Below are 25711 nucleotides of genomic sequence, written 5' to 3' on the forward strand. Positions count from 1 at the left end.
ATGGTGGCCTTTTTTGTGGAACGTCTTTCCCGCCCGGTCAGAAAGGCAGCACGGGCCTTTATTTTCCCGAGAGGCTTCGGTGCAACCGTGCAATGGCACCCGGCAGGCCTCGGATTTTTAGGATGCGACCTGTCTCGTCGTGATCTTCGGACAGGACGCGGGCGCTCTCGTAAATCTCGCCAATCAGCCCCTGTTTCGAGTAGGGCAGTACCAGAACATCATCGACCATTTTCGTCTCGAAGAAGGCGATCAGGCTTTCCCGTAAAGCGCTGACGTCATCTGGTCGATGGGCAGACAATGGAATGGCGTCGGGATGCTTTTCCAGCAGTTCAGCGCGCCGGGCGTCATCCACCTTATCCATCTTGTTCAGAACAAGTCGGGACGGCACAACATCCGCCCCGATTTCATGCAGAACGCTGTGGCTAACCTCAAGCTGCGCTTCGTAAGTCGGGTCCGAGGCATCTACGACAAACAGCAGTAGCGACGCTTCCAACGCTTCAGACAGCGTGGAGCGGAACGAGGCGACCAGATCATGGGGGAGCTGTTTGATGAAGCCCACCGTGTCGGACACGAGAATACGTGGACGTGTCTCGGGCTGAAGCGTCCGAACTGTCGTATCAAGCGTAGCGAAGAGCTTGTCCTGCACCAGAACTTCGCTACCGGTGAGCGCGCGCATCAGGGAGGACTTGCCAGCATTGGTGTACCCCACCAGAGCGACGCGAAGCTGATCCCGCCGTGCAGAACGCCGGTTATCGCTATCGCGTTGCACGGCTTCAAGCTGGGTTTTCAGCTCGGCAAGGCGGTCCCGGATCTTGCGGCGATCAAGCGACAGATTGGTTTCACCAGCCCCAGGCCCCTGCTGTCTGCCGCCACCATTCGAAGATTCCCGCAAGCGTGGTGCAACGTATTTCAGCCGCGCCATCTCCACCTGAAGCTTTGCTTCGCGGGTGTTGGCGTGACGATGGAAAATTTCGACAATGACACCCGTACGATCCAGCACCTGCGCGCCGGTAGCGCGTTCAAGATTGCGGATCTGACTGGGTGTCAGCTCGTGGTCAACAATGACAAATTCTGGCTTGCGAGGGCCATCTGAGTCGTCTTCATCGGGCTCTGATGCTTCAACGGTGCCCTCAAAGCGTTTGCGGGCCTTTGTCATCGGGGTCTTGACCATCGGTGTGATGATCCCGCGGCCGCCGGTAATGTCTGCGAGCTCTTCCAGCTTGCCAGCACCAAGGAGCGACGCAGCACCCGTACCTTCGCGCTTTTGGGAGACGGACCCGATGACGTCATAGCCAAGGGTTTTAACCAGTCTCCCCAGTTCTTCCAGGCTGGCTTCGTGTGCGACGTCATCGACGTCAGGGGTCTGGATGCCGACAAGAACGGCGAGCGGAATGGGGAGCTTTGTTTCCATTCGGCCTTACATAGCACGGATTATGGCAACGCCATCGAAATGCATGGACGGCGTGATTCACTGTTTCGATGGAGTGGAAAACAACGCATTTTCTGCACGTTTCTGACGAAGTTTGTTGTCTGGGGCTGGGGGGTGCGGCATGAGAAGGCACAATCAGAAACCACCCCTTTGCCGTCAGCAGGTCCGTACAGATGTCAGAACACACCCCAATTGGTCTCGGAAAAGAAGCCAGAACCGTCAAGGCATTGACCCATTCGGGCAATTTCCATGCCGACGAGACGCTGGGTTACGCCATTCTTCACTACGCTCTTTCGCCGGAAGGCAGCCTGCGTGGCCGTGTGCTTGGTGAGGACGCAGACGACCGCCTGCAGTTTGTTCGCACCCGGTCGCCGGAGCGTATTGCAGAAGCCGATATCGTTTTTGATGTCGGCGGTATCTTTGATCCGTCCATCGGGCGGTATGACCATCACATGAAGGACAAGCCCCTGCGTGATGACGGGACGCCGTATAGCGCTGCGGGTCTGTTGTGGAAGGACTACGGTCACGCTGCCATCCGCAATATCGTCACCACACCGGTGACCGAGGACATGGTTGCCGCCATCTGGCAGTCGCTCGACAAGTCCCTGATCATTCCTGTTGATCAGGATGACAATGGCGTGGCCAAGATGGGCAAGCTGTCTCTTGCGGACATTGTTTCTGCGTGCAGTCCGGCTTGGGATACTGCGGAGCTTTACGGAACGCAGGAAGCCAAAAAGCGTGAAGCTTTAGGGTTTGCGAATGCGGCAACGGCCGTCGCATCCCATCTGGTCAATATGGTTGACCGTGTACGGGCCAGCCTCAAGGCCGCTAACCGCGTTGTGGAAGCTTACGAGGCTGCGGAAGACAAGCGCATCCTTGTCATGGAAACAGGAATGCCCACGGAAAAGGTCATTTTCGAGCGGGATCTTCCGGTTGTTTATGTTGTCTCTCCAGCAGGCCCGGAGCAATGGAACGTGAAGGCCATTCCCCCTGTGCGCGGCGATTTCGGGCAGCGTGTGTCACTGCCGGAAGCCTGGGGTGGGCTGGAAAAAACTGCGCTAGCGGCCGTTTCGGGCGTTCCGGATGCAGTTTTTGCACATCCGGCCCGTTTCATCTGTGGCGCGGGAAGCCGGAACGGGGCCATCACCATGGCGCGCCTGGCGTTAGAAATTGATGCGTCCCTGAAATCTAAAGCTGGTTGATCATCGTCGGTAGAAAACCGTTGATCCGGACAACAATGCCCGGATCAACGTCTTATTTGTAAATGCCGGTTTAGGCTGCAATTTCTGCAAGCAGCGCGTCTACATCTTCTGGCCGGGTGTAGTAACTCGTGACCAGACGGATCAGTGTGCCAGAGACGTCTTCCGGTGTAGGCCAGCGGTAGAATGTGTAGCCCACGGCTTCCAGATCTTTCAGAACCAGATCTGGCAGAATGACGAAAACCTCGTTGCTCTGCCGTTCATAAGGCATCTGGGCCGCCGGATGGCGACGAAGCCCATCGACGAGGCGCTGGGCCATCTGGTTGGCATACGCAGCGTTCCGGAGCCACACATCGTTTTCCAGCAATGCGTGAAGCTGCGCACTCAGGAAGCGATGCTTGGACCACAGATTGCCACTGCGTTTGATGCGCCGCAGGAACTCTTTAACCCGTGGACGCGTCCGGTCATTGAGGAAAAAGACCACGGCTTCCGCCGCCATTGCGCCAGCCTTGGTGCCTCCGAAACTCAGAACATCCACACCTGCTTTCCACGTCACGTCCGCTGGAGAGCAGCCAAGATGGGCCACGGCATTCCCTAGGCGCGCGCCATCAAGATGTACGCTCAGGCCATGGTCGTGTGCGATGCTCGTCAGTGCGGCCAGCTCCTCCAGACTATAGACAAGTCCCCATTCGTTAGCCTGCGTGAGTGACAAGGCCTGAATGACAGGGCTGAGAATGCCGCTTTCCTCATTATTCCTGAGAACGGCAGGCATTGTCGCCGGGTCCAGCTTTCCTTCTGCGGATGGAATGCAGACGAGCTTGGCGCCGTGCATGTAGAATTCCGGAGCGCCACCTTCATCCGTGTTGATATGGGCGCTCTGGTCGCACAACACGGCTCCGTAAGGTGAGACCAGCGCGGAAAGCGCGATACTGTTGGCGGCAGTTCCAGTCGCGATCGGGAAAACAGCCACTTCCGTCTCGAAGATGTCCCCAAACCGTTTGTTCAGGGATTGGGTAAGATCATCCGCTCCATAAGATCCAACGCTGCCCTCATTGGCGGCCAGCAAGGCTGCCATGACTTCAGGGCAGATGGGGGTAACATTGTCACTGGCGAAGTTCTTGCGTATTTCCTCGGACATAAGACCATCCTTTTCCTGCGCACGACGCGGGCTGTAGCCTGAATCGTAACTGAAACTGCAGCCTGTTGCCATCCGGAGAGCCCATGAGCACGTTTCCCCCTGAACTGGCCGGCAAACTCATAGATGGCAAAGGTATTGCCCGGTCTCTGACAGACCGTATCGGCCGTGAAGTTTCCAGCTTTATCGAGCAGGGCAATGCCGTGCCGGGTCTGGCAGTCGTTCTGGTCGGCAATGATCCCGCATCTGAAGTCTATGTGAAGAACAAAGCCATTCAGACGCACCGTGCTGGCATGCGCTCATTCATGCACATGCTGCCGCAAAGCACGAAGCAGGAAGAGCTTCTGGAGCTCCTTGCACAGCTGAACGCGAACCCGCAGATTCACGGTATTCTCGTCCAGCTTCCGTTGCCGCCCCAGATTGATCCGGTCGTCGTGACGAATGCGATCGCGCCGCATAAGGATGTTGACGGGCTGGGTGAAGTGAATGCCGGGCGCCTGTCTCTGGGCATTGACGGGCTCGTCCCCTGCACGCCGCTGGGATGTCTTATGCTCTTACAGTCTGTTCATAAGGACATGACGGGCAAGCATGCTGTGGTGATCGGGGCGTCCAGTCTGGTTGGAAAGCCCATGGCGCAGCTTCTGTTGAAGCAGAACTGCACGATCTCGGTCGCGCATATCCATACGCGGGACACACGAGCACTGGCACGTGAGGCAGACATTCTGGTTGTGGCAACTGGCAAGCACGGTCTCGTTCGCGGAGACTGGATCAAACCGGGCGCCACCGTCATTGACGTTGGTATTACGCGCGTCCCGACGCCTGAAGGCCGGACACGACTTGTGGGAGATGTTGCTTTTGAGGAAGCGCTCCCGATTGCAGGCCATATTACGCCTGTTCCGGGTGGCGTTGGCCCAATGACAATTGCCTGCCTCCTGCACAATACGCTTCAGGCTGCGCGCGTTACACAGGGGCAAAGCAAGGGTGAAGCCCTCTGATGCGTGTTTCTGTTGAACTGGTTCCCCGCTCGGAAGACGCTCTGTTTGATGATGTGGCGGTGGTACAGAAAGTGCTTCCGCAGGTTGGCCTTCTGAATATTCCAGATCTGATCCGTTTCGACCTGCGCAGTGACGATGCTGCTGCACAGGTTAACCGTCGGTCAGGCATGGATGTGATTCCACATATTCGCGCAATCGATATTGCTCCTGGAGCGCCTCTTCCGGGTGCAGATCGTCCAGAATTGAAATCCGTGCTTGTGGTGGCAGGCGATCCACTGCCGGCGGGAAGTGATCGAGTTTCCTATCCTAACACTTCTGCGGAAATCATTACGCGGTATCGCAAGGAAGCGCCGCATCTGGATATTTACGCGGTATTTGACCCTTACCGCCGGGCTCCCTGGCTGGAGCTAGAAGATATCGCCCGGAAGAAAGACGCCGGGGCCTGCGGTTTCTTTACTCAACCGCTGTTTGATCTGCACATGCTCCAGCTCTCCATGGACTGGTTGCGGGACGATACGGTGTTCTGGGGCGTTTCACCCGTCTTGGGCGAACGATCCCGCCGATACTGGGAGCGCGTTAACCATGTGGTGTTCCCCAAAGACTATGACGATACTCTTGAAGGCAACGTCCATCTTGCGCGCCAGATGCTGACGCTGGTGCGCGAAAAGAACGACAATGCCTATCTTATGCCTCTGAAAGTGGATCTGGCATCTTATCTGGGCGGCCTAGGTGATATTATAACGGGGTAGGAACTAACGAGAGCGGAGATCATAGCCCGGATGCGCGTACGCCTTTTTCTCTTACCCCTTCTGGGAGGCGCGATGGTTCCGGCCGCTCTTTCGGCCAAAACCCTTTCTGATCCGGCTCCGGTTTTTGCTCCCCTGACATTGCCCGATGCTCCAAACGTCTATCGTTCGGGCTCTGGTCTTCCGGGCCCGCAATACTGGCAGAACCGAACGGATTACGTCATCCGATCCCGCATCGACACGCAGGCGCATATCCTGCGTGGGGCCGAAACCGTCACATACAGCAACAACAGTCCGGAAACGCTGGACGTTCTGTGGATTCAGCTTGAGCAGAACCTCTATCGCCCAGATTCACGGGCCTCGTTCTGGGGTAAATTTCCATCGGGTGGTCATCATACTTCCGGCATGGAAATCGAGCGTGTTTCCATTGTGCAGGGCGGCCGTGAAGTTGATGTCACGCCGCTGATTACTGACACCCGGATGCAGCTTCGACTACCCCGAGCTCTGGATGCTCATGGCGTCGCAGTCATTAAAATCGAGTGGCACTATACAATCCCGGGAGAGTGGGGAGGCCGTACGGCTGTCACCCCGTCTCGCGAGGGCGAAATTTACGAGATTGCTCAATGGTACCCGCGCCTGAGCGTGTATGATGATCGCGCGGGATGGAACACTCTGCCCTATCTTGGGCAGGAATTTTATCTGGAATATGGTAGCTTCGATTATACGGTCACTGTTCCATGGAATTTCACGGTCGTCGGGTCCGGGGCACTCTTAAATCCGGACCAGACCCTGACAACGACCGAGCGCGCGCGACTGGCCCAGGCCGCGCAGAGCGACAATCGCGTCATGATCCGGACCATTGATGACGTGACAGACCCGAAAAGCCATCTCAGGCAGTCTGGGGAAGTGTCCTGGCATTACGTTATGCGCAATAGCCGCGACGTGGCCTTTACGGCATCGCCAGCTTTCCTGTGGGATGCTGCTCGTATCAACCTGCCGCCTGTTGCGCCCTGGGCCAATTACCGGCCGGTTCCGCGGCTGGCGATGTCCGTCTATCCACGCGAAGGCATTGGCCCGCATGGATGGGACCGATCAACGGAATATGTCAAACACGCCATCGAGTATTTTTCGTCTCAGTGGTATGAATATCCGTGGCCAAATGCCGTCAATCTGGGCGGGCACGGGGCCGGGATGGAATATCCGGGTATCGTGTTTGACGGCATGAGTGACCGGGACCCGGAGCTCTTCTGGATCACGACGCATGAGCTGGGCCATGACTGGTTCCCGATGATTGTGGGTTCTGATGAGCGGCGTAATCCGTTCATGGATGAAGGGTTCAACACCTTTATTGATGCTTATGCGTCAGATCATTTCCACAACGGGGAATTCGCGCCAAAGCGGGACCCGGAATTTGCTCCGAAAACTGGTAATCCTGCGCAGGATATCGTTCCTGTCCTGACGGATTCAAAAGCACCTAACCTGATGGCGGGGGCCGACGAGGTCTCCGAAACTTACCGCCATAGCGTTGTCTATTTCAAAGGGGCTTACGGGCTGAAGCTTCTGCGAGAGCAGATTCTCGGGCCTGTGCGTTTTGACGCTGCCTTCCGTCGCTATATTGCCGTCTGGGCTTTTCATCACCCATCACCCTCGGATTTCTTTCGCTTGATGAGCAGCGAAGCCGGTGAGGATCTCTCATGGTTCTGGCGCGGATGGTATTTCTCTAACGCCGCGCCTGATTACGCTGTTGGAGCCGTGGAGCAGAAAGGAACAGATCCTGTGTCTGTGCAGGTTCTGAACTACGGCACCCTGCCTCTTCCTGTTGTTCTACGCGTCGAATATCAGGACGGAACAACGCTGGACCGCCGTATCCCGACGGAAGCCTGGCGGCAGACCAGCGATTTGAAGGTCACGTTTGAAGCCCATGGTCCGGTGAAGGCCGTAACGCTTGATCCGGACCATGTCATTCCGGACATTGACCGCAGCGATAACCGTAAATGACGCGCCACCATTCCTAACATGCAATGTGTGTCAGGAATGGAAAAACTCCCATGTCCTGCCACAGGCGTGGGAGAAGTAGTTTTTACCCGACCATTTGAATAGCTGCGCGAGTTTCGTTTGATGCCGCGGGTCCCGCATATGAGGAAGGGCCAGCAGACGCTGACAGACCTTCAATCATGTCCATGTTGATATCAATGAGAGCCTGAAGGGATGTATCCGAGTTCAGTGCAACATTGGCGTATCGCATGGACCAGGTTCCAACGGTCGTCAGGTCTTTGCGCAGAGTTGCATCCAAAGGGCAGTCCGTCCGCTGGACCCCTTGCATCAGAATGCCCCAGAGTTTGAGATTGGCAGACAATGCGGCCTGTCGATCTGAGCGTGTTTTTGCTGCCGACAGCAGACCATTAACGTGTCTGAACGCCATGGCTTCCACTTCTCGTGGCGGAAGATAGGTGCCGGACTGGTTCTGGTATTGTGACATGCCATAGGTCACGGACATGATGTTCCTTTACAAAAGGACTGTTTCAAAAGACTCCCGGGAAACGGGAAACTTCTGGAACAGTCCAGGAAGGGGCGCTGGCTTTCATCAGCGCCCCGCCGACATCAACCGCGGAAGAGCGACATGATGTTGGAAGACTGCGAATTCGCAATCGAGAGCGACTGAATGGCCAGCTGCTGCTTCGTTTGCAGGGACGTAAGCTTGGCGCTTTCCGCTGCAAGATCAGCATCCGTCAGGGCGCCCACGCCCGTCGTCAGGGCATCAGACAGCGTGCTGTTGGACGTCTGAAGCTGTGTAACGGTATTGGAAGCCACACCGATGCTGGAAGAAATGCGGCTCATCTTGTTGATGGCGCCAGAAACAGCAAGTTGGACAACGTCCGTGCCGGAAGTGGTCGCTACTGTGGCAGCGCCTGTCGTCCCTGTGAGGCTGACCGACGCGCCTGTCGTAGCTGTTGCGTCGGCGGCGTCGAGATTGCCGCCGGCAATCGTCAGCTTGCCGTCGTTTGCCATCTGGGCGCCGAAACCGGCATTTCCTAGGGCCGTCACCAGCGTTGAAAGCTGGTCACTTGTGGTCTTGGTTGTGGAGGCGTTCGAGACGTTGACGTCCACAACCTGCGTCAGAACTTTCGCATTGCCGTTGGTATCCAGATCACCAACCTTGGCAGCGCTATAGGTCATGTTGCCACTGGCATCAGCCTTGGCAGTGATGGTGTCGCCATTGGTCAGGGAGTACGTCGTCGTACCATCAGATGCCTTCTTGGATGTGGCATCGGCGATTGTCAGCGTGCCATCCTTGTTGACTGCCACGGAGGTGGCAGTGTCTGTCAGGCCAGAAGCAATGGCTGTTCCGACAGATGTTGCAGCACCATCAGTGGTATCGCCCGGCTTTGAGTCCAGAACGAAGGACGTGGTGATGGCCGGGTTTGATGCTGTCGCATTGCTGCTGTCAGCAGAAGACAGGTTCTTCAGGGTCAGTGTCGTGGCGGTCGCGCCAGAACCCGCCAGAGCCGTGACTGCGCTCGTGTCGATCGTGACACCCTTCATATCCGTGCTCAGCCCTTGCAGGCCCAGACCGGTCGAGGTGGCATCAGCACCATTCAGTGTGAACAGGTTGCCATTGATGTCCTGAGCAGCAGAAATCTGCGTGTATTTCACGCTGCTGCTCGTAGAGCCGGACAGCAGGTTTACCCCTTGGAAGGTCGAGTTCGACGTGGCCACGTCGATCTGAGACAGGTAGCTGCTCAGCTGGGTGTTCAGGGTGTCCTGATCTTCACCGTTATTGGCAGCATTCGTGACCGTCTCGGACATGCTGCTCAGAACGCTTGAAATGGACCCAGCCTGCGAAGAGGCCGTGCTGAGAACCTGTCCCGCAAACTGAAGACCGGTCGAGACGCCGGACAGGGCCGAAATCTGGGAATTCATTGTCTGGGAAATGGCGTAAATGGCCGGGCTGTCAGAGGCGGAGCTGACGCTCTTGCCTGTGGACACGGCGTTCTGCGTCTTGCTCAGCTGGTCCGTCGTCTGGTTCAGAACCTGAAGAGCCGACATGGCGGCTGTATTTGTATTGATTGACATGGACATCGAGACATTCTCCGTCGGTGCAGTTTTGCTCCTTCACGATAGGCCTTGAATGGTTAAGGGAACCTGAATCTTCGCCTTTAAAAAACGGCGACAGGGTTTGACAGAAAACAAGCAAACAACCGGTAAATTATAAGCAGTTCTTGCATTTTATAGACGGGAACGAAATAAGAACAATGCATGAAGAAATCTCTGTCTGAACGTCTTGCGATTCTGTCCGATGCGGCAAAGTATGATGCGTCCTGCGCGTCCAGTGGATCGACGCGGCGGGACTCTGCCAAAACGGGCGGTCTGGGCTCCACGACCGGGAACGGGATCTGTCATGCCTATACGCCGGATGGGCGTTGTATTTCGCTGCTCAAGATCCTGCTGACCAATTTCTGCATTTATGACTGCGCCTATTGCATCAACCGCTCATCCTCAAATGTTGAGCGGGCGAAGTTCACGCCTGATGAAGTGATCTGGCTGACGCTGGAGTTCTACCGTCGGAACTGCATTGAGGGGCTTTTCCTGTCGTCGGGGATTATCCGGTCGTCCGATCATACGATGGAGCAGCTTGTACAGGTCGCGCGGGACCTGCGGCTCAAGCATGGTTTCCGCGGATATATCCATCTCAAGACGATTCCGGATGCATCTCCCAAATTGCTGGAGGAAGCTGGGCTGTATGCGGATCGCTTATCGATCAACGTCGAGATGCCAACAGAAACGGGTCTGAAGGATTACGCGCCGGAGAAGGATGCCGGAAATATCCGCCGCGCGATGGGGGACATGCGTCTCAAGATTGATGCGGCCAAAGAGAAGACACATACGGGTAGACGGGCAGGGCGCTTTTCACCGGGCGGCCAGAGTACACAGATGATCATCGGGGCAGATGCCGCGACGGATCAGGATGTTCTGGCCAGTAGCTCGGGTCTCTATGGGTCTTACGGCCTGCGCCGCGTTTACTATTCAGCCTTCAGCCCCATTCCAGATGCTTCAGCGATCCTGCCTGTGCGTAGCCCACCGTTACAGCGGGAGCACCGGCTGTATCAGGCGGACTGGCTCTTCCGGTTCTATGGCTTTGATTTTGGCGAACTGACAGCATCACGGCCCAATGGAATGCTGGATCTGGAGATTGATCCCAAGCTGGCCTGGGCTCTGGATAACCGCGCGCAATTTCCAGTGGACCTGAATCTTGCCTCCAAAGAAATGCTGCTGCGGGTCCCTGGGCTTGGGGTTCGGACCGTTGCCGCGCTGCTGTCTGCGCGAAAGCACACGACAATCCGTCTGGAAGATCTGGCGCGGCTGAACGTCTCCATTAAAAAGGTGCGTCCGTTCGTCAAGGCATCCGGATGGAGCCCCGCGCGTCTGACGGATCGTCAGGATTTGCGGACTCTTTTTCTGCCGGCTCCACAGCAGATGCGGCTTCTGTAAATGCCGGTTACCGTCAGGCTCGCGGATACCAGCGCGTTTGAAGGCTGGCGCGAAAAGGCCAGAATGGCGCTTCAGCGTGACATTCCTCCGGACCAGATCCTCTGGCGCTATCCTGAGGTCGATCTGGATCTGTTTCACGCGGCTGAAAATCAGACGTTTGAAGGCGAAGTCGTGCGGGATGTTCGCCTCAAAGCATCGAGCCTGCCCCTTTTGAAAGATGTTCTCTGCCACTCCAGTGCTGAGCGGTTCGCATTAGCTTACCGGCTGCTCTGGCGTCTTCAGAGTGATCCGAACCTGTTGTCGGTGGTGACAGATCAGGATGTGGCGCAGGCGCGTCGCATGGTGCATCAGGTTCGCCGGGCGGCCCATAAAATGACGGCTTTCGTGCGCTTCCGGGAGCAGGGAACGTCGGAGACGGGTCGGCGGCGTTTTCTTTCCTGGTTTGAGCCGGACCATCATGTGCTGGAAAAAGTCTCTTCTTTTTTCGCGGGCCGTTTCGCAGATATGGACTGGATGATCCTGACGCCGCGCGGCTCTTTGCGATGGGATGGCGAGACGGTACATTGCTCTTTCGAGCCCTGTGAAAAGCAGGTGCTTGATGATGACGTGGATCAGCTCTGGCAGACCTATTACGCCTCGACTTTCAATCCTGCCCGTGTCCGGACGAAAGCGATGCGCAATGAAATGCCGCGGCGTTACTGGCATAACCTGCCAGAGGCTAACCTGATTCCTCATCTGGTGGCGCAGGCGGAAAAACGCGTGGCCGAAATGGCGGCACAGGAGGCTCTTCCTGCGCCCAAATTCCATCAGGCTCTCCAGAATCGTCAGAAAACCGTTTTGGCTGACGTGCCCTCATTAGGTGGTCTGGAAGAACTGACGCAGCAAATTCGGGCCTGTCAGGCTTGCTCTCTTCACTGTCATGCTACGCAGGCCGTCGTCGGGGAAGGGCCTGAGGTGGCGAAAGTCATGATTGTCGGAGAGCAGCCGGGCGATCAGGAAGATCTGGCTGGGCGTCCTTTTGTTGGGCCTGCGGGCTCCCTTTTAAGGGCGTGTATGGCGGAAGCAGGCGTTGAACCTCACTCCCTCTATATGACGAATGCAGTAAAGCATTTCCGTTTCAGTACTCGTGGCAGGCGGCGCATTCACCAAGCACCTGGCGCAGAGCATGTTCAGGCGTGTCAGCCTTGGCTACGGCAGGAAATAGCCCTGATCCGGCCACAGCTGGTCGTGACGCTTGGGGCAACAGCTTTGCGCGCCGTGGAGGGGCCTTCCGCTCAACTGAAAGATTTCCGTGGGATCATGCGTGAGGATGCACAGACGGGGCGGCACCATCTGAGTCTGGCTCATCCCTCCTGGATTCTGCGTCTCGGACCAACGCAGCAGGCCGAACAGGAACGTCAGCGCCTGATTGACGGTTTGAAAAAGATAAAGACCACATTCTGATAGCAGTCCTCTGTCAGAGGACTGCTGAGGTGCTCTCTCAGGATAAGAAAATTTCGTCTTACGGATGAGGGCGCGCAAGGAAAAACCTTCTTCACCTGAAAGGAAACGCATCAGTTTTTTCCGGCTTGAAGGCGGCCATACAATATGTCATGGATGACCGAACCGATCGGTCAATCGGCCTTTTCAGAGGCCATTTCATTCAGCCGGTCACTTCGGACAGACCCGTTTAAAGCGAGAGAGACGATATGGCGCAGGGCGACCAAGCGCAGGCCGAACAGCAGTCCGGAGCGTCCGGAAAACCGCAGAAAAAGCGTAATCCCCTTGTACGGGTGCTTCTGATCTGTCTGGTTGTTCTGGTGCTGGTGGGGATTGGTTCATACCTCTTCCTGACCCGCAATAACATCGAGACGGACGACGCCTATACGGCCGGTCGCAAGATCGCCATTGCGCCGCACGTGAACGGGTATGTGACGCAGCTGCTGGTGAACGATAACCAGTATGTGCATCGCGGTGATCTTCTGCTGACCATTGATGACCGCGACTACGCGGCATCCCTGCACAAGGCACAGGCGTCAATCCAGCAGGCACAGGCCAACATGCAGGCCTATCAGCTGATGGTTGAAGTGGCGCACAAGAACTTCCCAGGTCAGCTCGTAACGGCTCAGGGCAGTCTTTCTGCCGCTCAGGCCCAGCTGACGAAGGCTGAAGCAGATTACAAGCGCCAGCGCAGTGTTTCACGTGCCGCAACGTCCCAGCAGGACATTGACTACGCTCGTGCAGCTCTTGAAGAAGCCAGAGCCCGTGTCATGCAGGCGCAGGGTCAGTTGACGCAGGCTGAGCCGGTGAAGGCCAATGTCGCGAATGCGGATGCCCGCGTCTCGCAGGAAGAAGCCAATCTGAAGTCTGCCCAGGCATCCCTGGAACAGGCTGAGCTCAACATGGAATGGACGCAGGTTCGCGCCCCTCATGATGGTTGGGTGTCCCAGCGTAGTGTCGAGCGTGGCAACTTCGTCCAGACCGGCCAGCAGATGTTCACGATCGTCCAGCCAGAAGTCTGGGTTGTGGCCAACTACAAGGAAACACAGCTGACCCACATGCGTCCGGGTCAGAAAGTGGACATCGAAGTTGACGCGTACCCACAGCTTAAACTGCAGGGCCACGTGGATTCCATTCAGCTTGGCTCCGGTGAATCCTTCAGCACCTTCCCGCCAGAAAATGCGACAGGCAACTTCGTGAAAACGGTGCAGCGTATTCCGGTGAAGATCCTGATCGACAGCGGTCTGGATCCGCAGCTGCCACTCGCTCTTGGTCTTTCCGTCGTTCCTACGGTCTATGTGAAATGAGCGATACTGCCGGGCATCAGGACTGGAAACCCAGTCATAATCCGTGGGTTGTGGCCATTACGGTCACGCTGGCGGCCTTCATGGAGGTGCTGGACACCACCATCGTCAACGTGGCGCTACCGCATATCGCGGGATCGCTCGGCAGTTCCTATGACGATGCCACCTGGGCGCTGACGTCCTATCTGGTGGCAAACGGTATCGTTCTGACGATTTCCGGCTGGCTCTCACGCCTGTTCGGGCGCAAGCGCTACTTTCTCATCTGTATTGCGATGTTCACCGTCTCGTCCTTCCTGTGCGGTCTGGCGACATCGCTGCCCATGCTGGTGGTCTTCCGACTGATGCAGGGCTTCTTCGGTGGTGGCCTGCAACCAAGTCAGCAGTCCATCATCCTTGATACCTTCCCACCCGAAAAACGTGGTGCAGCCTTTGGCATGACCGCGATTGCAACCATCGTTGGCCCGGTTCTCGGTCCGATGCTGGGCGGCTATCTGACGGACAATTTCTCCTGGCGCTGGATTTTCTTCGTCAACGTTCCCTTCGGTATTTTGACGGTCATGGCGGTTACGGCCTTTGTGGAAGATCCGCCATGGGAGAAGAAAAAACGCGAAAAGATTGACGTAATCGGCATCAGTCTCATTACGCTGGGGCTGGGCTGCCTTGAGGTCATGGTCGACCGTGGTGAAGACGATGACTGGTTTGGCTCGAACTTCATCATCACCATGGCTGTTCTGGGTGTGATCGGTGTGCTCGGTGCGATCGTGTGGCTCTGCTATGCCAAGGACCCGCTGGTGAAGCTGACGGTTCTGAAGGACCGTAACTTCGCAACCGGCATGTTCCTGATTTCCATGGTGGGGGCGACGCTCTACGCGTCTGCCATTATCGTTCCGCAATTTGCGCAGCAGGTGCTTGGTTATACGGCAACCACGTCTGGTCTGCTGCTTGCACCAGGTGGGGTCGCGGTGATTTGCCTGATACCGATTGTTGGTCGCCTCATGAAGGTCATTCAACTGAGGTATCTGATTGCTTTCGGGTTTTTCTGTATGGGCATGGCGATGTTCCAGGCTGCCCATCTGTACGCGGCAATCGATTTCAAACACCTGATGTTTTATCGAATCAGTCAGACCGCGTCTCTGGCTTTCCTCTTCGTGCCGATTTCAACGATCGCGTATTCGACGCTGCCACGTGAGCTGAACTCCGACGCATCAGCCCTGTTCAGTATGGCGCGAAACTATGTGGGGTCGATGGCCATCTCGCTGGCAACTGCGGCAATTATTGAGACCCGTCAGCGGCACCAGGGTTATGTGGCCGATAATATGACGCCGGGGCGGCAGGAGTTCACGAACTATATCAACCATGCGCAGACCGTTGGGGAAGCGCATGGTTTGACCCCCGCAGCTGCGCATACGTTTGCGATCCATCGTCTGTTCATGGACTTCACGTCCCAGATCTCAATGTTGGCTTACAACGAAGTGTTCCGCTGGATTGGCATCATCGCGATGTTCGTTGTTCCGCTCTGCTTCCTTCTGTCACCGAACAACACGAAGAAAGCGAAGCCGGCGGGGGGTCACTGATGATGCGGGCCGTAAATCTTCATGAAGGAGTCTGCTGTGATGCTGGCCAGTCGGCTAATGGCTTCCGGGCTGTCATCGACAGGCAGCATGAGCCGGCGGCGATGCACGATGCGGGCCTGACACAGGATCATCAACTGCTCGGCAGCGAAATCCGGGTCGTCGATCTGGAGCTCGCCCGCATCGCTGCGGCGACGCAGCCAGTCGGAGAGGTTGTACAGGGTTCGTCCAAAGCCATAGCGCCAGAAGGCGTCGGCAAGGTTCGGGAATTTTCCGGCTTCGCCGACGATGATGCGATACAGGTCCATAGACGTCGAGTGGAGCATCATTTTGATGGCAGTTTCCGTCAGGCGGCGCAGACTCGTATGAATGTCCTGCCCGTCCTCCCGGGAAATAGCTTCAATGGCCGCCAGCTTGGTTTTGCTGCGTTCTTCGAAAAATGCGGAGAAGAGCGATGCCTTACCATCGAAGTGATTGTAGAGCGTGCCCTTCGAAACACCGGCCTCCCGTGCAATCTGCGACATGGACGCGCCTTCATAACCGCTTGCGAGAAAGACCTTTTCCGCTCCCTGCAGAATCTGCTCGCGCTTGGCGCGCATCTGGCACAGAGATGCGCTGGCCTCGTCAGGCATACTCTCGGGGCGGTCAGTCGGCGTGCTGGTCATGAGGGGGCAAGGTCCTTTTGCGGAAAAAATACCGTCTCCAATATGCTGACCGAACTGGTCGGTCACCGCAAGATCATTTCCGTTTCAGGAGTTTCTTTGTGAGCGCAGCCTTTCTATCCCGCGCGCTGCTGTCTGGCTGCGCCCTTGTTGCTCTTTCCGGCTGCCTGCGGGTTGGCCCGGAATATCATGAGCCTCATCCCTGGCCTCCGGCACATTATGCCGACCACACGGCAGGGGCCCCTGACAGTGTGACGAGCGAAGCTGAAGCTGCCAGCAAATGGTGGACAGTCTTCAAGGATCCAGAGCTGGTTTCCCTGGAAGACCGCCTGGTTCAGCAGAACCTGTCCTTCCGTCTTGCGACGGCCAATCTGGCACAGAGCCGCGCGCAGCTCATGATGGCGGGGGCCGAGCGCTTTCCCGGATTGAGTGCTTCTGGCTCCTACACGCGGAGTCAGTTCAGCACGAAACAGATGCAGGAAATCATCCAGCGTGTGGGCGGTAATATTGCCAAGTCCGACAACGGGCTTCTGGGAGATCAGGGCAGTAGCATTCTCAGTGGTGCAGCCAGCGGGGCCACGATCCCTCTGCTGAACCAGTGGAAGACATCGATTGATGCCAGCTACGAAATCGATCTCTGGGGCCGCGTGGCCCACCAGTACGACGCTGCCAAAGCGGATCTTCAGGCCACGGACGAAGAGCGCCGCTCGGTCCTGATTGCCCAGCAGGCCGATATGGCGCGTGGATACATGACGCTCCGCGGGGACCAGAAGCGCCTGAAGGTTCTTCAAGACAATCTCGGTACGCTGAAGCAGATCGTGGATATTTCCCAGAGCCGCTATCGCAGCGGTCTGGTCACGGAAGTGGATGTCGATTCCGCGCAGGCCCGCCAACATGACACTGAAGCGCAGGCTGCTCAGCTTCAGCAGGGTGTGGCGCAGGAAGAAAATGCACTCGCGCTGTTGCTGGGTGCGCCTCCGGGAAGTCTGAATGCCGAACTGAACAAAGATGCAGGCATCCCTGTGGTGCCGCCGGTCGTTCCCGTCGGGTTGCCATCTGAACTGGCGCATCGCCGTCCGGATATCCGGGAAGCTGAAGCCAAGCTCCGTGCTTCTGTGGCAGAAGTGGGTGAAGCAACGGCCGATTTTTATCCGAAGATTACCATCAATGCAGACTTCGGATTCCAGACCCTGTCATTTCGCGATCTCGGATTCTGGAATGCGCGGGCCTGGAACGTTGGCCCATCCATTTCCTTACCGATTTTTCAGGGAGGACGTCTGCGCGGCCAGCTTGAGCTGAAGAAATATGCCCAGAAAGCTGCGGCAATTTCCTATCAGCAGACGGTCATTCAGGCGTGGCATGATGTTGATAACGCGCTGATTGCTTACCGAGATGAGCAGCTCCGTCATCAGGGGCTTGAGCGGGCTGTGAACGACAACCGCAAGGCGCTCCAGTTGGCCCAGAGCCAGTATCGCAGTGGCCTGACGAACTACCTGAACGTGCTGAACGCGCAGGGTCAGCTGCAATCCGCTGAAATGAGTCTTGCTGACAGCGATGCGACTGTCGCGACCAATCTGGCGCGTCTCTACAATGCGCTTGGCGGAGGCTGGGAAGAGGTTGTCCCCGCAGCGCAGGACGTGACCAAGACGAAGCTTGCCTCGGCAACGCCGGGTCCCTGAGACCCGGCGCTATCGCTGGGAGCTGTTTCAGCTCCGAGCGATGGACTGACCTTTGGAGCCGAGGATTTCAAAAGCCTCGCTCATCCGCTCCACGATAGACTTCTCACCCGCACGCAGCCATTTGCGAGGGTCGTAGAAGGACTTCATGGGTTTGTCTGTGGCGGGATCAATCTGGTGCTGGAAAGCGACCGGATGCGTGCTCACATAAGAGCCCACGCCATGAGCAAATGCGAACTGGATGTCCGTATCCAGGTTCATCTTGAACGTCCCGTAGGACACGGCATCCCGGATTTCTTCCAGGCTTGACCCTGATCCACCATGGAAGACCAGCGGGAGGGGCTTGGGCCCGCTTCCTGTGGCTTTCTGCACGACGTCCTGAGAATTTTTCAGGATTTCTGGTCGAAGTTTGACGTTGCCTGGCTTGTAGACGCCATGAACGTTGCCGAAAGACGCGGCGATGGAGACCATGCCAATAGGCGAGAGCAGTTCCCAGGCTCTCAGCACGTCTTCCGGCTGGGTATAGAGATGCGCATTGTCCGCACCTTCTTCCAGATCATGGCCGACGCCATCTTCTTCACCGCCTGTGACGCCAAGCTCGATTTCCAGACCCATGCCCAGAGGGGCGAGGCGCGTCAGAAGCTTTTCCGAAAGGGCCAGGTTGTCATCCAGTGTTTCGGCCGAGAGGTCGAGCATGTGGGATGAGAAGAGCGGGCGTCCGGTAGTTTTGAACTCTGCTTCACTTAGGGAAATCAGGTCCTCAAGCCACGGAATCAGCTTGCGGTCAGCATGATCGGTGTGGAGGATGACGGCGATTCCGTACTCCTTGGCCAGCAGATGGACGTGATGGGCCATCGATGCTGCGCCAAGAACGCGGGCGCGATGGGCATCCGGAAGACCCTCGCCAGCGAAGAAGCGCGCGCCACCGTTTGAAACCTGGATAATGACGTCCGAGCCATTGGCTGCGGCCGCTTCCAGAACGGCGTTCACGCTGTTGGTGCCAACGACATTGATGGCCGGAAGGGCATACCCGCCGTCCCTGCACGCCTGAAGAAGAGTTTGGTAGTCGGCGCCCGTTACGACGCCGGGAGAAACGCTTGTCATGGGAGACTCCGGTCGAGTGCAGGAACCGAGATAGGCTGTTCCTGCGTTTCGTGTATTGTAAGCTAGAAAATGTTTTCCGTCATGAGCGCTAAAGATAAGGGAACAGTTTCAGCCCAGATTTGTTGCTTGTGGTATCTGCCCTGCTGCGATTATGGAAAAGTATGGTGCCAAATCTTTCCGATCCCGATCTTCCCGCCCGTATCCTTGTTGTCGAAGATGACGCAGGAATGCGGACCCTCATTCTGCGCGCATTACAGGGCGGCGGTTTCCGCGCCCGTGGTGTGGCAAGTGGAGATGAGATGTGGGCCGCTCTTGAAGTGGCTCCGGTTGATCTCATCATCCTTGACATCATGTTGCCAGGCACGAACGGCATTGAGCTGTGCCGTGCTCTGCGCAATGGCCAGGGGGCCAGTCATGTTGACGAAACGCCCCCCTCGCAGGTTCCCATCATCATGGTTTCTGCCCGTGGTGAAGAACGCGACCGTGTGACCGGCCTCGAATCCGGCGCGGATGACTATGTGCCGAAGCCTTTCGGGCAGCGCGAGCTTCTGGCCCGCGTTCGGGCAGTGCTTCGTCGTGGCAGCCCAAGCGCGGCACCGGAGAAGGTGCGGCGTGAAAGACTGCAATTCGCAGGCTGGATGCTGGACCTGCGTCGTCGTGAACTGACAGACCCGAGTGGGGCGACTGTCGATATTTCAGGTGCAGAACACGACCTTCTGACCAGCTTCCTCGATAACCCGCAGCGCGTTATTGCACGTGATCGTCTGCTGGAACTGTCACGGACCCGCTTGGGCGATGTGTCTGACCGCAGCATCGATGTTCTGGTCAGCCGCCTTCGTCGCAAGCTCGGTTCAGATGCGGACCAGCTGATTCGTACGGTTCGCGGGCTGGGATATATCTTCGTGGCCGAGGTTGAGCGGGTCTGAACATTCAGAATCGGATCCTGCTGTGGCCGCTGGGGCTGGTCGGTCGCGTTTGCGTCGTCCTGACCGTAGCGGTCACGCTGGTCTTCCTCGCCAACGCCGTTTTTTACGGCGAGGCTGAAACCTACATTGTTGATGACGTGCGCATTGCGCAGCTTGGCGAAGCCCTCAGTACAGATCTGAGGGTTCTCGCTGCTGCGCCTGTGACGCAGCGTTCCTTCCTGGCAGTCATGCTGTCCGGCAGTGAACTGAGTGTTGCTTGGCAGCCCTCAACGGCCCTGCCGCATCTGCCGGGATATCGTCCTACGGTTCTGAGGGATCTCACGGCCCGCTTGATCAAGGATGATCCCATCCTCGCGCAGGCCCAGCTTGATCTTTACACACTGGGAACCGGCACACCGGATGTGCTTGGCTCCGAGCGCCTTCCTGACGGAACATACATTCATTTCCGTGTGCCTGGTCTTTTGGGGCACCACCATTTTACGCGCGGACTAGCTTCAGCAGCGATTGCGGCGGGTGCTGTTGCAATCGCGGCAACCATGCTGATCCGGGGGCTGAGTATGCCCTTGCGGGCGCTGGCTTCTGTAGCGGACAAAATCGGCTCAAACGAAACCTGGGTGCCGCTGGCGGAACGGGGCCCGCGTGAGGTTCGCGGGGTTGCTCGGGCCATCAATGCCATGCAGCGCCGTATTCAGAGCCTCATCAATGACCGGACGCAGGCTCTGGCTGCCGTTTCACACGATCTCCGCACGCCTCTGACGCGTCTGAGACTCCGGTGCGGATTCCTCAATGATGGAGAAGCGCAGGCGGCCATCGAGTCGGATCTCGATGAGATGGAGGGGATGGTCAACGGTATTCTTGCCTATCTCGCAGGCGCAGATGATCCGGAAAAACCTCGTACCATCAACATCGTCGCGACTCTTGCGACTCTGGTCGACGACCACGCAGATCACGGCAAGGATGCGCGTTATGAAGGGCCGGACCGTGCCCTGGTTCATGTCCGCCCTCTGGCCATCAAACGCGTTCTGTCCAACCTGATTGAAAACGCCCTGAACTACGGGGGAAATGCCCTCGCAACGCTGAGGGTTCAGGAAGACGGTGCCATAGAAATTTCCATTCAGGACAACGGCCCTGGCATTCCTGAGAGCGAATACGAGCGGGTTCTGGCGCCTTTCTATCGGCTTGAAGGATCGCGCTCTCGCCAGACGGGCGGGATTGGGCTCGGCCTGGCCATCGTAACCCGCGAGATTGCCCGGGAAGGCGGATATCTCAAGCTTGGCCGGGGAGACCCTGAAAAGGGCTATGGAGGTCTGTGTGCGACGATTGTCTTGCCTCCGGCACGCAAGCCTTCGATCGGTGCCCGTCCTCAGAGCTGACGGGCAAGAAGTGGGACTACGTTGGTCCAGACCCTTGCGCCAGCGGCTGAAGTGGCACATGTCAGGTGCGGACTGGCCACTGAGGACATGATGACGATGTTCATTGAAACCGAAGATACTCCGAATCCCGCCACGCTGAAGTTCCTTCCGGGTCGACCGGTCACGAATGACACGCGCACGGTTGATTTTGGCGAAGCTTCTGCTGCCGAAGGCCGCTCCGAGCTTGCTGAAGCCCTCTTTGCCCTGCCAGACGTCAAGCGCGTCTTTCTGGGAAGTGACTTCGTGTCCATCACCAAGGCGCAGGACGTCAGCTGGGGCGATCTCAAGCCTGTTGTTCTCAGCGCTCTGACCACGTTTTTCGAAAGCGGAAAGCCTGTTTTGGCCGGTGATGACGAAGCGCTGAAATACGACGTCGCGCCGGAAGATGCGGATGTCGTGACGCGTATCCGTGATCTGCTGGACACACGTGTTCGTCCCGCTGTTGCCGGAGATGGTGGTGACATCGCGTTCCGTGGTTACCGGGACGGGATTGTTTACCTCACGATGCAGGGCGCCTGTTCCGGCTGTCCGTCTTCCCGCGCGACGCTGAAGCATGGTGTTGAAAACATGCTCCGTCATTATGTGCCGGAAGTGCAGTCCGTTGAGCAGGTTGAGGACTGATCCATGGATGGCCAGACGTCTCTTCCCGTGACTGACGATTTGGCTTCCGGTCCCGTGCCGGGAGCCGAAGTCCTTTTCACGCAGGCCCGAACACCGCGTGCGTTTTCCCCGCGTCCGGTCCGGGAAGATGTTTTGCGTCACCTCTACGATCTGGTGAAGCTTGGCCCCACGTCGGGCAACTGCTCTCCGGGACGCTTTGTGTTCCTGACAACGCAGGATGCCAAAGAGCGCCTGCGCCCGGCCCTTTCACCGGGCAATGTCGCTCGCGCCATGGCGGCACCGGTTCTGACCGTTGTCTGCCATGATCCTCTGTTCTTCGAGGCTTTGCCACGTCTGGGTGCAGATGAAGGCCTGCGGGACTGGTTTGCGGCAGATGTCGGGCTTTCGGAAGAGACGGCTTTCCGGAACGGTACGCTGGAAGGCGGTTATCTTATTCTGGCAGCACGGATGCTTGGACTGGCAGCCATGCCGATGTCCGGGTTCGATGCGTTCATGGTGGAAGATGCGCTGCTGACCGCCTCAGGCTGGCGGGCGAATTTTCTAGTGGGACTTGGTTACCCTGCTGAAAACGAGCCTCATCCGGACCATGCAGAGCCCCGTGCGCCACGTCTGGACTTCGGCGAGGCGTGTCTGTGTCTGTGAGGACCGTTGTTTTTAACGGCGCAGGTGCCGGAACGGGATCGACCAATCTTGTAGCGCTCGTCGAAGACGGTCGTATCGTTGCTGAACAGCATTTGGCGGGGAGGGGTGCTTCCGAGCATTTTGCTCCGGCACTACGGACTGTTCTCGAAGCTGGTGGTTGGTCTGGTGCACCTGACAGGGTTGTTGCTGTGATCGGTCCCGGCTCTTTCACCGGCTTGAGAGCGTCACTCTCTCTTGCCGCAGGTCTGGCCGCAGGATGGGAATGCCCGACAATTGGCGTCACTCTGGGGGCTGCCATTCGGGCTACGCTCGGTCAGCTTGATGTAACCTGTATCAGTGTTGCCAGACGCGGTAGGTATTTTGTGGACCCGCCGACGGGCGAGGTTTTCGCAATTTCTGCTGATGATCTCGATGCGTCTGCATTTGAGGTTATTGCCGGCGACGCAGTGTCTGAGCGTGAGACGTGGCCTTGTCGTGTTGTGGCCTGTGTCGCTCCGGATGCTCTCGGTATTGTCCGTGCCGCTGAGACCCTGCCTTCGGGGCCACTGATGCCTCTGTATGTTGACCCCCCCGAAGCCAAACCGCCCGCTGCTGGACTTCGCCCTCTCCCTCAATGACGCCGTCTCCTCCGGATTTAATATTTCAAGTCACGGGCGTGGAAAGCGCTCCGTTACTGGCGGCGCTTCATGAAGAAGCGTTTGCGGGAGGAGAAGTGTGGGACGCGGACTCCTTTACATCCCTTCTGGGTCTTCCGGGCACAGAAGCTCTTGTTGTTCTTAAAGGAAATGAGCCAGCGGGTTTTATCCTGACCAGAACCGTCATGGATGAAACAGAAGTCCTGACATTGGCTGTTCGACCGTCGTTCCGGCGTCTTGGTCTGGGAAAATCTCTGGTTGAGCAAATACTTCCAAAAGGAAAAATATTTCTGGAAGTATCAATAAGTAACAATTCAGCAAAAAAACTTTATGATCGGTGCGGTTTCATAAAGGCCGGCCATCGACGTCGCTATTATCGTGATGGAAGCGATGCTCTGGTTCTGGTCTCTACGCCTTCAGAATGAGTAGGCAGTAAAGATCATGGTCTTCCTGATGTGGAAAATTTTCTATTATTTTGTGCCCAAGTGATAGTACCGATGCAGTTACATTGTTTCTAGGCTCTTCGCCTTTAACGATCACTTTTATTTTTTGACCGGAAGTCATGGTGTCGAGACGGGCGCGGACATGTACAGTCGTCATCGGACAGATCTTGTTGCTTACATCAAGAAGAAATGTTTCATATTTTGTCATATTCTAGTTTTTCCTTGTTTTTGCTTGCTGGTAGGAGGCTTCTACTGATAGGGAACTCGTCGTTTCCGGATGAAGGACTATTACACTATGCCGCATGAGACTGCAGACCTCGATCTGCGCCATCTGACCGCCCAGATTGTTACCGCTTACGTATCCAGCCATGATATCGGAGCCGACGCGCTGCCGGGTCTTATCCGCTCGGTACATGATTCGCTTGCAACGGTGGATGTGCAGGAAGAGGTTCCCGCTGAGAAGCCGGTGCCAGCAGTTCCGCCCCGCAAATCAGTATTCCCTGACTACATCATCTGCCTTGAAGACGGGAAGAAGCTGAAGCTGCTTCGTCGTCACCTCAAGACAGCCTACAACATGACGCCGCAGGAATACCGCGAGCGTTGGGGTCTGCCGCCGGAATACCCGATGGTTGCTCCGAACTACGCAAGCCATCGTTCCTCCCTGGCACGCAAGATCGGCCTCGGCCGTCGTCGCGAAGACTGAGGATGTTTCCCGGCTTCCTGATCTTCATCCGCAGGAAGCCGGTTCTTTTATTTGCATCTCTGATTGGACAAATGGTCCGGTTTTCGGCTAGGCCGCTGATATGGTCGTAGATATGAAAATCGCGGACAGACGCGCTCGCACGCAAGGTCGGAAGCCAGAAGGTTCCGTCGTTGTCGATGATTCTCCCATTGCACGCCTCTGCGTGGAAAATGGTTTGAAGATGACAGGACAGCGTCGGGTTATTGCCCATGTTCTGTCTGAAGCCAGCGACCATCCGGACGTAGAAGAGCTTTATCGGCGCGCATCCGCCATAGACAGCCGCATTTCCGTTGCCACGGTTTATCGGACCGTGCGTCTTCTGGAAGAAAAAGGGATTCTCGAACGCCGTGATTTCGGCGGTGGGCGTGCCCGGTATGAGGCCAGCGACAGTGGCCATCACTATCATCTGATTGATGTAGACAGCGGCCGTGTCATCGAATTTGAAGATGACGAACCTGTCCGTCTGCTTACGCAGATTGCAAAACGTCTCGGATTCGATCTCGTCTCACACCGCATAGAACTCTTCGGTCATCGTCTTGAAAAAGAAACTCCGAAGCAGACTGTTGCCAAGAACAGGAACAAGAGCGGATCATGAGCACCAATCCGGCCGAGGAAAAAACCTCACCGACAGCCCATTCGCTCATCAGTAGTGAAGAAACACTCAAGCAGATGGAGACCCTCTCCACGCTGGCTCTGAACCGCGACGGCGGTTTCCAGGAGCTTCGGGGCGGTTCTCTGGGTGTTCGCATCGCTGTTACCGAGGCTGAGCGGGATGCTGCTCAGGCCCTGAGGTATCGTGTGTTTTTTGAAGAACTTGGCGCGCACCCGGACGAACGCGCATTCCGCACAAAGCGGGACGTGGACGAGTTTGACGAGGTTGCCGACCATCTTCTCGTCATCGACCACAGCATTTCTTCTGGTGCAGAAGGCGTTGTCGGGACCTATCGCCTTCTACGTTCCGATGCTGCCGAGAAGATTGGCCGTTTTTACACGGCTTCCGAATACGATATTTCGACCCTGACGGAATTTCCGGGGCGTTTGCTTGAGGTTGGCCGGTCCTGTGTGGCTCGCGAACATCGTGGACGTTCTGCAATGCAGTTGCTTTGGCGTGGCATTGCATCCTATATCTTTCTTCACCGGATCGATGTGCTGTTCGGTTGCGGAAGCCTCCCGGGCACAGATCCTGATGCGCTCTCCGATCAACTGACCTATCTGCATCATAATCATCTGGCTCCTCCCGCTCTCAGAATTCGGGCGCTCCCAGATCGTTATGTGGAAATGCTGCGTACGGACCCGCATACGCTTGATTACCGGGCCTGCCTGAACAAGCTGCCGCCTCTCATCAAAGGATATCTCCGCCTTGGGGGATATGTTGGAGATGGTGCTGTTGTGGACGAGCAGTTCAACACGACGGACGTAGCCGTTCTGGTAAAGAGTGAACTTCTGGCGGATAAATATTACCGCCATTACGAGCGCCGCCTTCGGGACGCTCTGGACTGA

General features: G+C 56.9%; 25 protein-coding genes. 18 read left to right on the forward strand and 7 right to left on the reverse strand.

What is annotated here, in order from left to right:
* Nucleotides 1-58 precede the first annotated feature (58 nt).
* Entirely contained in the window at nucleotides 59-1411 is a 1353-nt protein-coding gene (hflX, locus tag KP702_RS05625) for a GTPase HflX (RefSeq protein ID WP_215768628.1), read from the reverse strand.
* Nucleotides 1412-1602: 191 nt separating this feature from the next.
* Here hflX and KP702_RS05630 point away from each other — a divergent pair, with 191 nt between their 5' ends.
* The gene (locus tag KP702_RS05630; RefSeq protein WP_202207075.1) at nucleotides 1603-2631 is read left to right on the forward strand and encodes an MYG1 family protein; all 1029 of its coding nucleotides are present in this window, start codon (nucleotides 1603-1605) and stop codon (nucleotides 2629-2631) included.
* Between the two features lie 70 nt (nucleotides 2632-2701).
* Here KP702_RS05630 and KP702_RS05635 read toward each other — a convergent pair whose 3' ends face one another.
* A complete protein-coding gene (locus KP702_RS05635; RefSeq protein ID WP_202207076.1) occupies nucleotides 2702-3766 on the reverse strand; it encodes a low specificity L-threonine aldolase in 1065 nt (354 codons plus the stop codon).
* Between the two features lie 83 nt (nucleotides 3767-3849).
* On the opposite strand from KP702_RS05635, the gene folD reads away from it, so the two are divergent.
* The 3 genes from folD to KP702_RS05650 are packed head-to-tail and all read left to right on the forward strand — an operon-like array spanning nucleotide 3850 to nucleotide 7502.
* Nucleotides 3850-4758 carry a bifunctional methylenetetrahydrofolate dehydrogenase/methenyltetrahydrofolate cyclohydrolase FolD gene (folD, locus tag KP702_RS05640; RefSeq protein WP_202207077.1) on the forward strand — a complete coding sequence of 303 codons (909 nt, stop codon included), beginning with the start codon at nucleotides 3850-3852 and terminating at the stop codon, nucleotides 4756-4758.
* A complete protein-coding gene (locus tag KP702_RS05645; RefSeq protein WP_215749980.1) occupies nucleotides 4758-5507 on the forward strand; it encodes a methylenetetrahydrofolate reductase in 750 nt (249 codons plus the stop codon). Before folD ends, KP702_RS05645 begins: the two co-directional genes overlap by 1 nt.
* A 30-nt stretch (nucleotides 5508-5537) precedes the next feature.
* Nucleotides 5538-7502, forward strand: coding sequence for a M1 family metallopeptidase (locus KP702_RS05650; RefSeq protein ID WP_215768629.1), 1965 nt, complete (start codon nucleotides 5538-5540; stop codon nucleotides 7500-7502).
* 82 nt (nucleotides 7503-7584) lie between these two features.
* On the opposite strand, the gene KP702_RS05655 is transcribed toward KP702_RS05650, so the two are convergent.
* Together KP702_RS05655 and KP702_RS05660 are read right to left on the reverse strand one after the other, a co-directional pair.
* Nucleotides 7585-8001, reverse strand: a complete 417-nt coding sequence (locus KP702_RS05655) for a flagellar biosynthesis regulator FlaF (RefSeq protein ID WP_252348561.1) — start codon at nucleotides 7999-8001, stop codon at nucleotides 7585-7587.
* A 104-nt stretch (nucleotides 8002-8105) separates the two neighbouring features.
* Nucleotides 8106-9578 carry a flagellin gene (locus KP702_RS05660; protein WP_252348562.1) on the reverse strand — a complete coding sequence of 491 codons (1473 nt, stop codon included), beginning with the start codon at nucleotides 9576-9578 and terminating at the stop codon, nucleotides 8106-8108.
* A 183-nt stretch (nucleotides 9579-9761) separates the two neighbouring features.
* Here KP702_RS05660 and KP702_RS05665 point away from each other — a divergent pair, with 183 nt between their 5' ends.
* The 4 genes from KP702_RS05665 to KP702_RS05680 all read left to right on the forward strand — a co-directional run bounded on the left by KP702_RS05665 (nucleotide 9762) and on the right by KP702_RS05680 (nucleotide 15351).
* Complete coding sequence (locus KP702_RS05665; protein WP_202207081.1) at nucleotides 9762-10994, forward strand: putative DNA modification/repair radical SAM protein; 1233 nt, start codon at nucleotides 9762-9764, stop codon at nucleotides 10992-10994.
* Nucleotides 10995-12437, forward strand: a complete 1443-nt coding sequence (locus KP702_RS05670) for a UdgX family uracil-DNA binding protein (RefSeq protein WP_202207082.1) — start codon at nucleotides 10995-10997, stop codon at nucleotides 12435-12437.
* 245 nt (nucleotides 12438-12682) lie between these two features.
* A complete protein-coding gene (locus KP702_RS05675) occupies nucleotides 12683-13780 on the forward strand; it encodes an HlyD family secretion protein (protein WP_046900655.1) in 1098 nt (365 codons plus the stop codon).
* Complete coding sequence (locus tag KP702_RS05680) at nucleotides 13777-15351, forward strand: DHA2 family efflux MFS transporter permease subunit (protein WP_202207083.1); 1575 nt, start codon at nucleotides 13777-13779, stop codon at nucleotides 15349-15351. Before KP702_RS05675 ends, KP702_RS05680 begins: the two co-directional genes overlap by 4 nt.
* Here KP702_RS05680 and KP702_RS05685 read toward each other — a convergent pair.
* Nucleotides 15345-16013: a TetR/AcrR family transcriptional regulator gene (locus KP702_RS05685; protein ID WP_202207084.1), complete on the reverse strand. Its 669-nt coding sequence runs from the start codon at nucleotides 16011-16013 to the stop codon at nucleotides 15345-15347. The genes KP702_RS05680 and KP702_RS05685 overlap by 7 nt on opposite strands.
* A 98-nt stretch (nucleotides 16014-16111) precedes the next feature.
* Here KP702_RS05685 and KP702_RS05690 point away from each other — a divergent pair, with 98 nt between their 5' ends.
* Nucleotides 16112-17689 (forward strand): efflux transporter outer membrane subunit, encoded by a 1578-nt coding sequence (locus tag KP702_RS05690; RefSeq protein ID WP_202207085.1) that lies wholly within the window; start codon nucleotides 16112-16114, stop codon nucleotides 17687-17689.
* Nucleotides 17690-17716: 27 nt separating this feature from the next.
* Here the strand turns inward: KP702_RS05690 and fbaA are convergent, their stop codons facing one another.
* Nucleotides 17717-18790: a class II fructose-bisphosphate aldolase gene (gene fbaA, locus KP702_RS05695; protein WP_202207086.1), complete on the reverse strand. Its 1074-nt coding sequence runs from the start codon at nucleotides 18788-18790 to the stop codon at nucleotides 17717-17719.
* Nucleotides 18791-18951: 161 nt separating this feature from the next.
* Here fbaA and KP702_RS05700 point away from each other — a divergent pair, with 161 nt between their 5' ends.
* The 6 genes from KP702_RS05700 to KP702_RS05725 all read left to right on the forward strand — a co-directional run bounded on the left by KP702_RS05700 (nucleotide 18952) and on the right by KP702_RS05725 (nucleotide 23451).
* The gene (locus tag KP702_RS05700; RefSeq protein ID WP_064274614.1) at nucleotides 18952-19716 is read left to right on the forward strand and encodes a response regulator; all 765 of its coding nucleotides are present in this window, start codon (nucleotides 18952-18954) and stop codon (nucleotides 19714-19716) included.
* A gap of 20 nt (nucleotides 19717-19736) precedes the next feature.
* Nucleotides 19737-21089, forward strand: a complete 1353-nt coding sequence (locus tag KP702_RS05705; RefSeq protein ID WP_202207265.1) for an ATP-binding protein — start codon at nucleotides 19737-19739, stop codon at nucleotides 21087-21089.
* 96 nt (nucleotides 21090-21185) lie between these two features.
* A complete protein-coding gene (locus tag KP702_RS05710; protein WP_046900986.1) occupies nucleotides 21186-21749 on the forward strand; it encodes a NifU family protein in 564 nt (187 codons plus the stop codon).
* A gap of 3 nt (nucleotides 21750-21752) precedes the next feature.
* A complete protein-coding gene (locus KP702_RS05715) occupies nucleotides 21753-22391 on the forward strand; it encodes a malonic semialdehyde reductase (RefSeq protein ID WP_202207087.1) in 639 nt (212 codons plus the stop codon).
* Nucleotides 22376-23008, forward strand: a complete 633-nt coding sequence (gene tsaB / locus KP702_RS05720; protein WP_202207088.1) for a tRNA (adenosine(37)-N6)-threonylcarbamoyltransferase complex dimerization subunit type 1 TsaB — start codon at nucleotides 22376-22378, stop codon at nucleotides 23006-23008. The genes KP702_RS05715 and tsaB overlap by 16 nt, the downstream gene beginning before the upstream one ends.
* Before the next feature lie 38 nt (nucleotides 23009-23046).
* A complete protein-coding gene (locus tag KP702_RS05725; protein WP_237389896.1) occupies nucleotides 23047-23451 on the forward strand; it encodes a GNAT family N-acetyltransferase in 405 nt (134 codons plus the stop codon).
* Here the strand turns inward: KP702_RS05725 and KP702_RS05730 are convergent.
* Nucleotides 23435-23677, reverse strand: coding sequence for a sulfurtransferase TusA family protein (locus KP702_RS05730; RefSeq protein WP_202207090.1), 243 nt, complete (start codon nucleotides 23675-23677; stop codon nucleotides 23435-23437). The two genes, KP702_RS05725 and KP702_RS05730, sit on opposite strands and share 17 nt — an antisense overlap.
* Nucleotides 23678-23764: 87 nt before the next feature.
* On the opposite strand from KP702_RS05730, the gene KP702_RS05735 reads away from it, so the two are divergent.
* The 3 genes from KP702_RS05735 to KP702_RS05745 all read left to right on the forward strand — a co-directional run bounded on the left by KP702_RS05735 (nucleotide 23765) and on the right by KP702_RS05745 (nucleotide 25711).
* A complete protein-coding gene (locus KP702_RS05735; protein WP_202207091.1) occupies nucleotides 23765-24172 on the forward strand; it encodes a MucR family transcriptional regulator in 408 nt (135 codons plus the stop codon).
* A gap of 100 nt (nucleotides 24173-24272) precedes the next feature.
* Nucleotides 24273-24806 (forward strand): Fur family transcriptional regulator, encoded by a 534-nt coding sequence (locus tag KP702_RS05740; RefSeq protein ID WP_052750032.1) that lies wholly within the window; start codon nucleotides 24273-24275, stop codon nucleotides 24804-24806.
* Between the two features lie 74 nt (nucleotides 24807-24880).
* Nucleotides 24881-25711, forward strand: a complete 831-nt coding sequence (locus KP702_RS05745; protein WP_174694812.1) for a GNAT family N-acetyltransferase — start codon at nucleotides 24881-24883, stop codon at nucleotides 25709-25711.

The sequence above is a fragment of the Gluconobacter sp. P5B12 genome, assembly GCF_018812035.1.
GTDB lineage: Bacteria > Pseudomonadota > Alphaproteobacteria > Acetobacterales > Acetobacteraceae > Gluconobacter.

Coding starts and splice junctions, on each gene's coding strand:
- KP702_RS05665 (WP_202207081.1), top strand. CDS start 9,762: ATGAAGAAATCTCTGTCTGAACGTCTTGCGATTCTGTCCGATGCGGCA.
- fbaA (WP_202207086.1), bottom strand. CDS start 18,790: ATGACAAGCGTTTCTCCCGGCGTCGTAACGGGCGCCGACTACCAAACT.
- KP702_RS05685 (WP_202207084.1), bottom strand. CDS start 16,013: ATGACCAGCACGCCGACTGACCGCCCCGAGAGTATGCCTGACGAGGCC.
- KP702_RS05645 (WP_215749980.1), top strand. CDS start 4,758: ATGCGTGTTTCTGTTGAACTGGTTCCCCGCTCGGAAGACGCTCTGTTT.
- KP702_RS05635 (WP_202207076.1), bottom strand. CDS start 3,766: ATGTCCGAGGAAATACGCAAGAACTTCGCCAGTGACAATGTTACCCCC.
- KP702_RS05745 (WP_174694812.1), top strand. CDS start 24,881: ATGGAGACCCTCTCCACGCTGGCTCTGAACCGCGACGGCGGTTTCCAG.
- KP702_RS05740 (WP_052750032.1), top strand. CDS start 24,273: ATGGTCGTAGATATGAAAATCGCGGACAGACGCGCTCGCACGCAAGGT.
- KP702_RS05730 (WP_202207090.1), bottom strand. CDS start 23,677: ATGACAAAATATGAAACATTTCTTCTTGATGTAAGCAACAAGATCTGT.
- KP702_RS05735 (WP_202207091.1), top strand. CDS start 23,765: ATGCCGCATGAGACTGCAGACCTCGATCTGCGCCATCTGACCGCCCAG.
- KP702_RS05700 (WP_064274614.1), top strand. CDS start 18,952: ATGGTGCCAAATCTTTCCGATCCCGATCTTCCCGCCCGTATCCTTGTT.
- KP702_RS05680 (WP_202207083.1), top strand. CDS start 13,777: ATGAGCGATACTGCCGGGCATCAGGACTGGAAACCCAGTCATAATCCG.
- KP702_RS05715 (WP_202207087.1), top strand. CDS start 21,753: ATGGATGGCCAGACGTCTCTTCCCGTGACTGACGATTTGGCTTCCGGT.
- hflX (WP_215768628.1), bottom strand. CDS start 1,411: ATGGAAACAAAGCTCCCCATTCCGCTCGCCGTTCTTGTCGGCATCCAG.
- KP702_RS05670 (WP_202207082.1), top strand. CDS start 10,995: ATGCCGGTTACCGTCAGGCTCGCGGATACCAGCGCGTTTGAAGGCTGG.
- folD (WP_202207077.1), top strand. CDS start 3,850: ATGAGCACGTTTCCCCCTGAACTGGCCGGCAAACTCATAGATGGCAAA.
- KP702_RS05630 (WP_202207075.1), top strand. CDS start 1,603: ATGTCAGAACACACCCCAATTGGTCTCGGAAAAGAAGCCAGAACCGTC.
- KP702_RS05710 (WP_046900986.1), top strand. CDS start 21,186: ATGTTCATTGAAACCGAAGATACTCCGAATCCCGCCACGCTGAAGTTC.
- KP702_RS05660 (WP_252348562.1), bottom strand. CDS start 9,578: ATGTCAATCAATACAAATACAGCCGCCATGTCGGCTCTTCAGGTTCTG.
- KP702_RS05655 (WP_252348561.1), bottom strand. CDS start 8,001: ATGTCCGTGACCTATGGCATGTCACAATACCAGAACCAGTCCGGCACC.
- KP702_RS05675 (WP_046900655.1), top strand. CDS start 12,683: ATGGCGCAGGGCGACCAAGCGCAGGCCGAACAGCAGTCCGGAGCGTCC.
- KP702_RS05650 (WP_215768629.1), top strand. CDS start 5,538: ATGCGCGTACGCCTTTTTCTCTTACCCCTTCTGGGAGGCGCGATGGTT.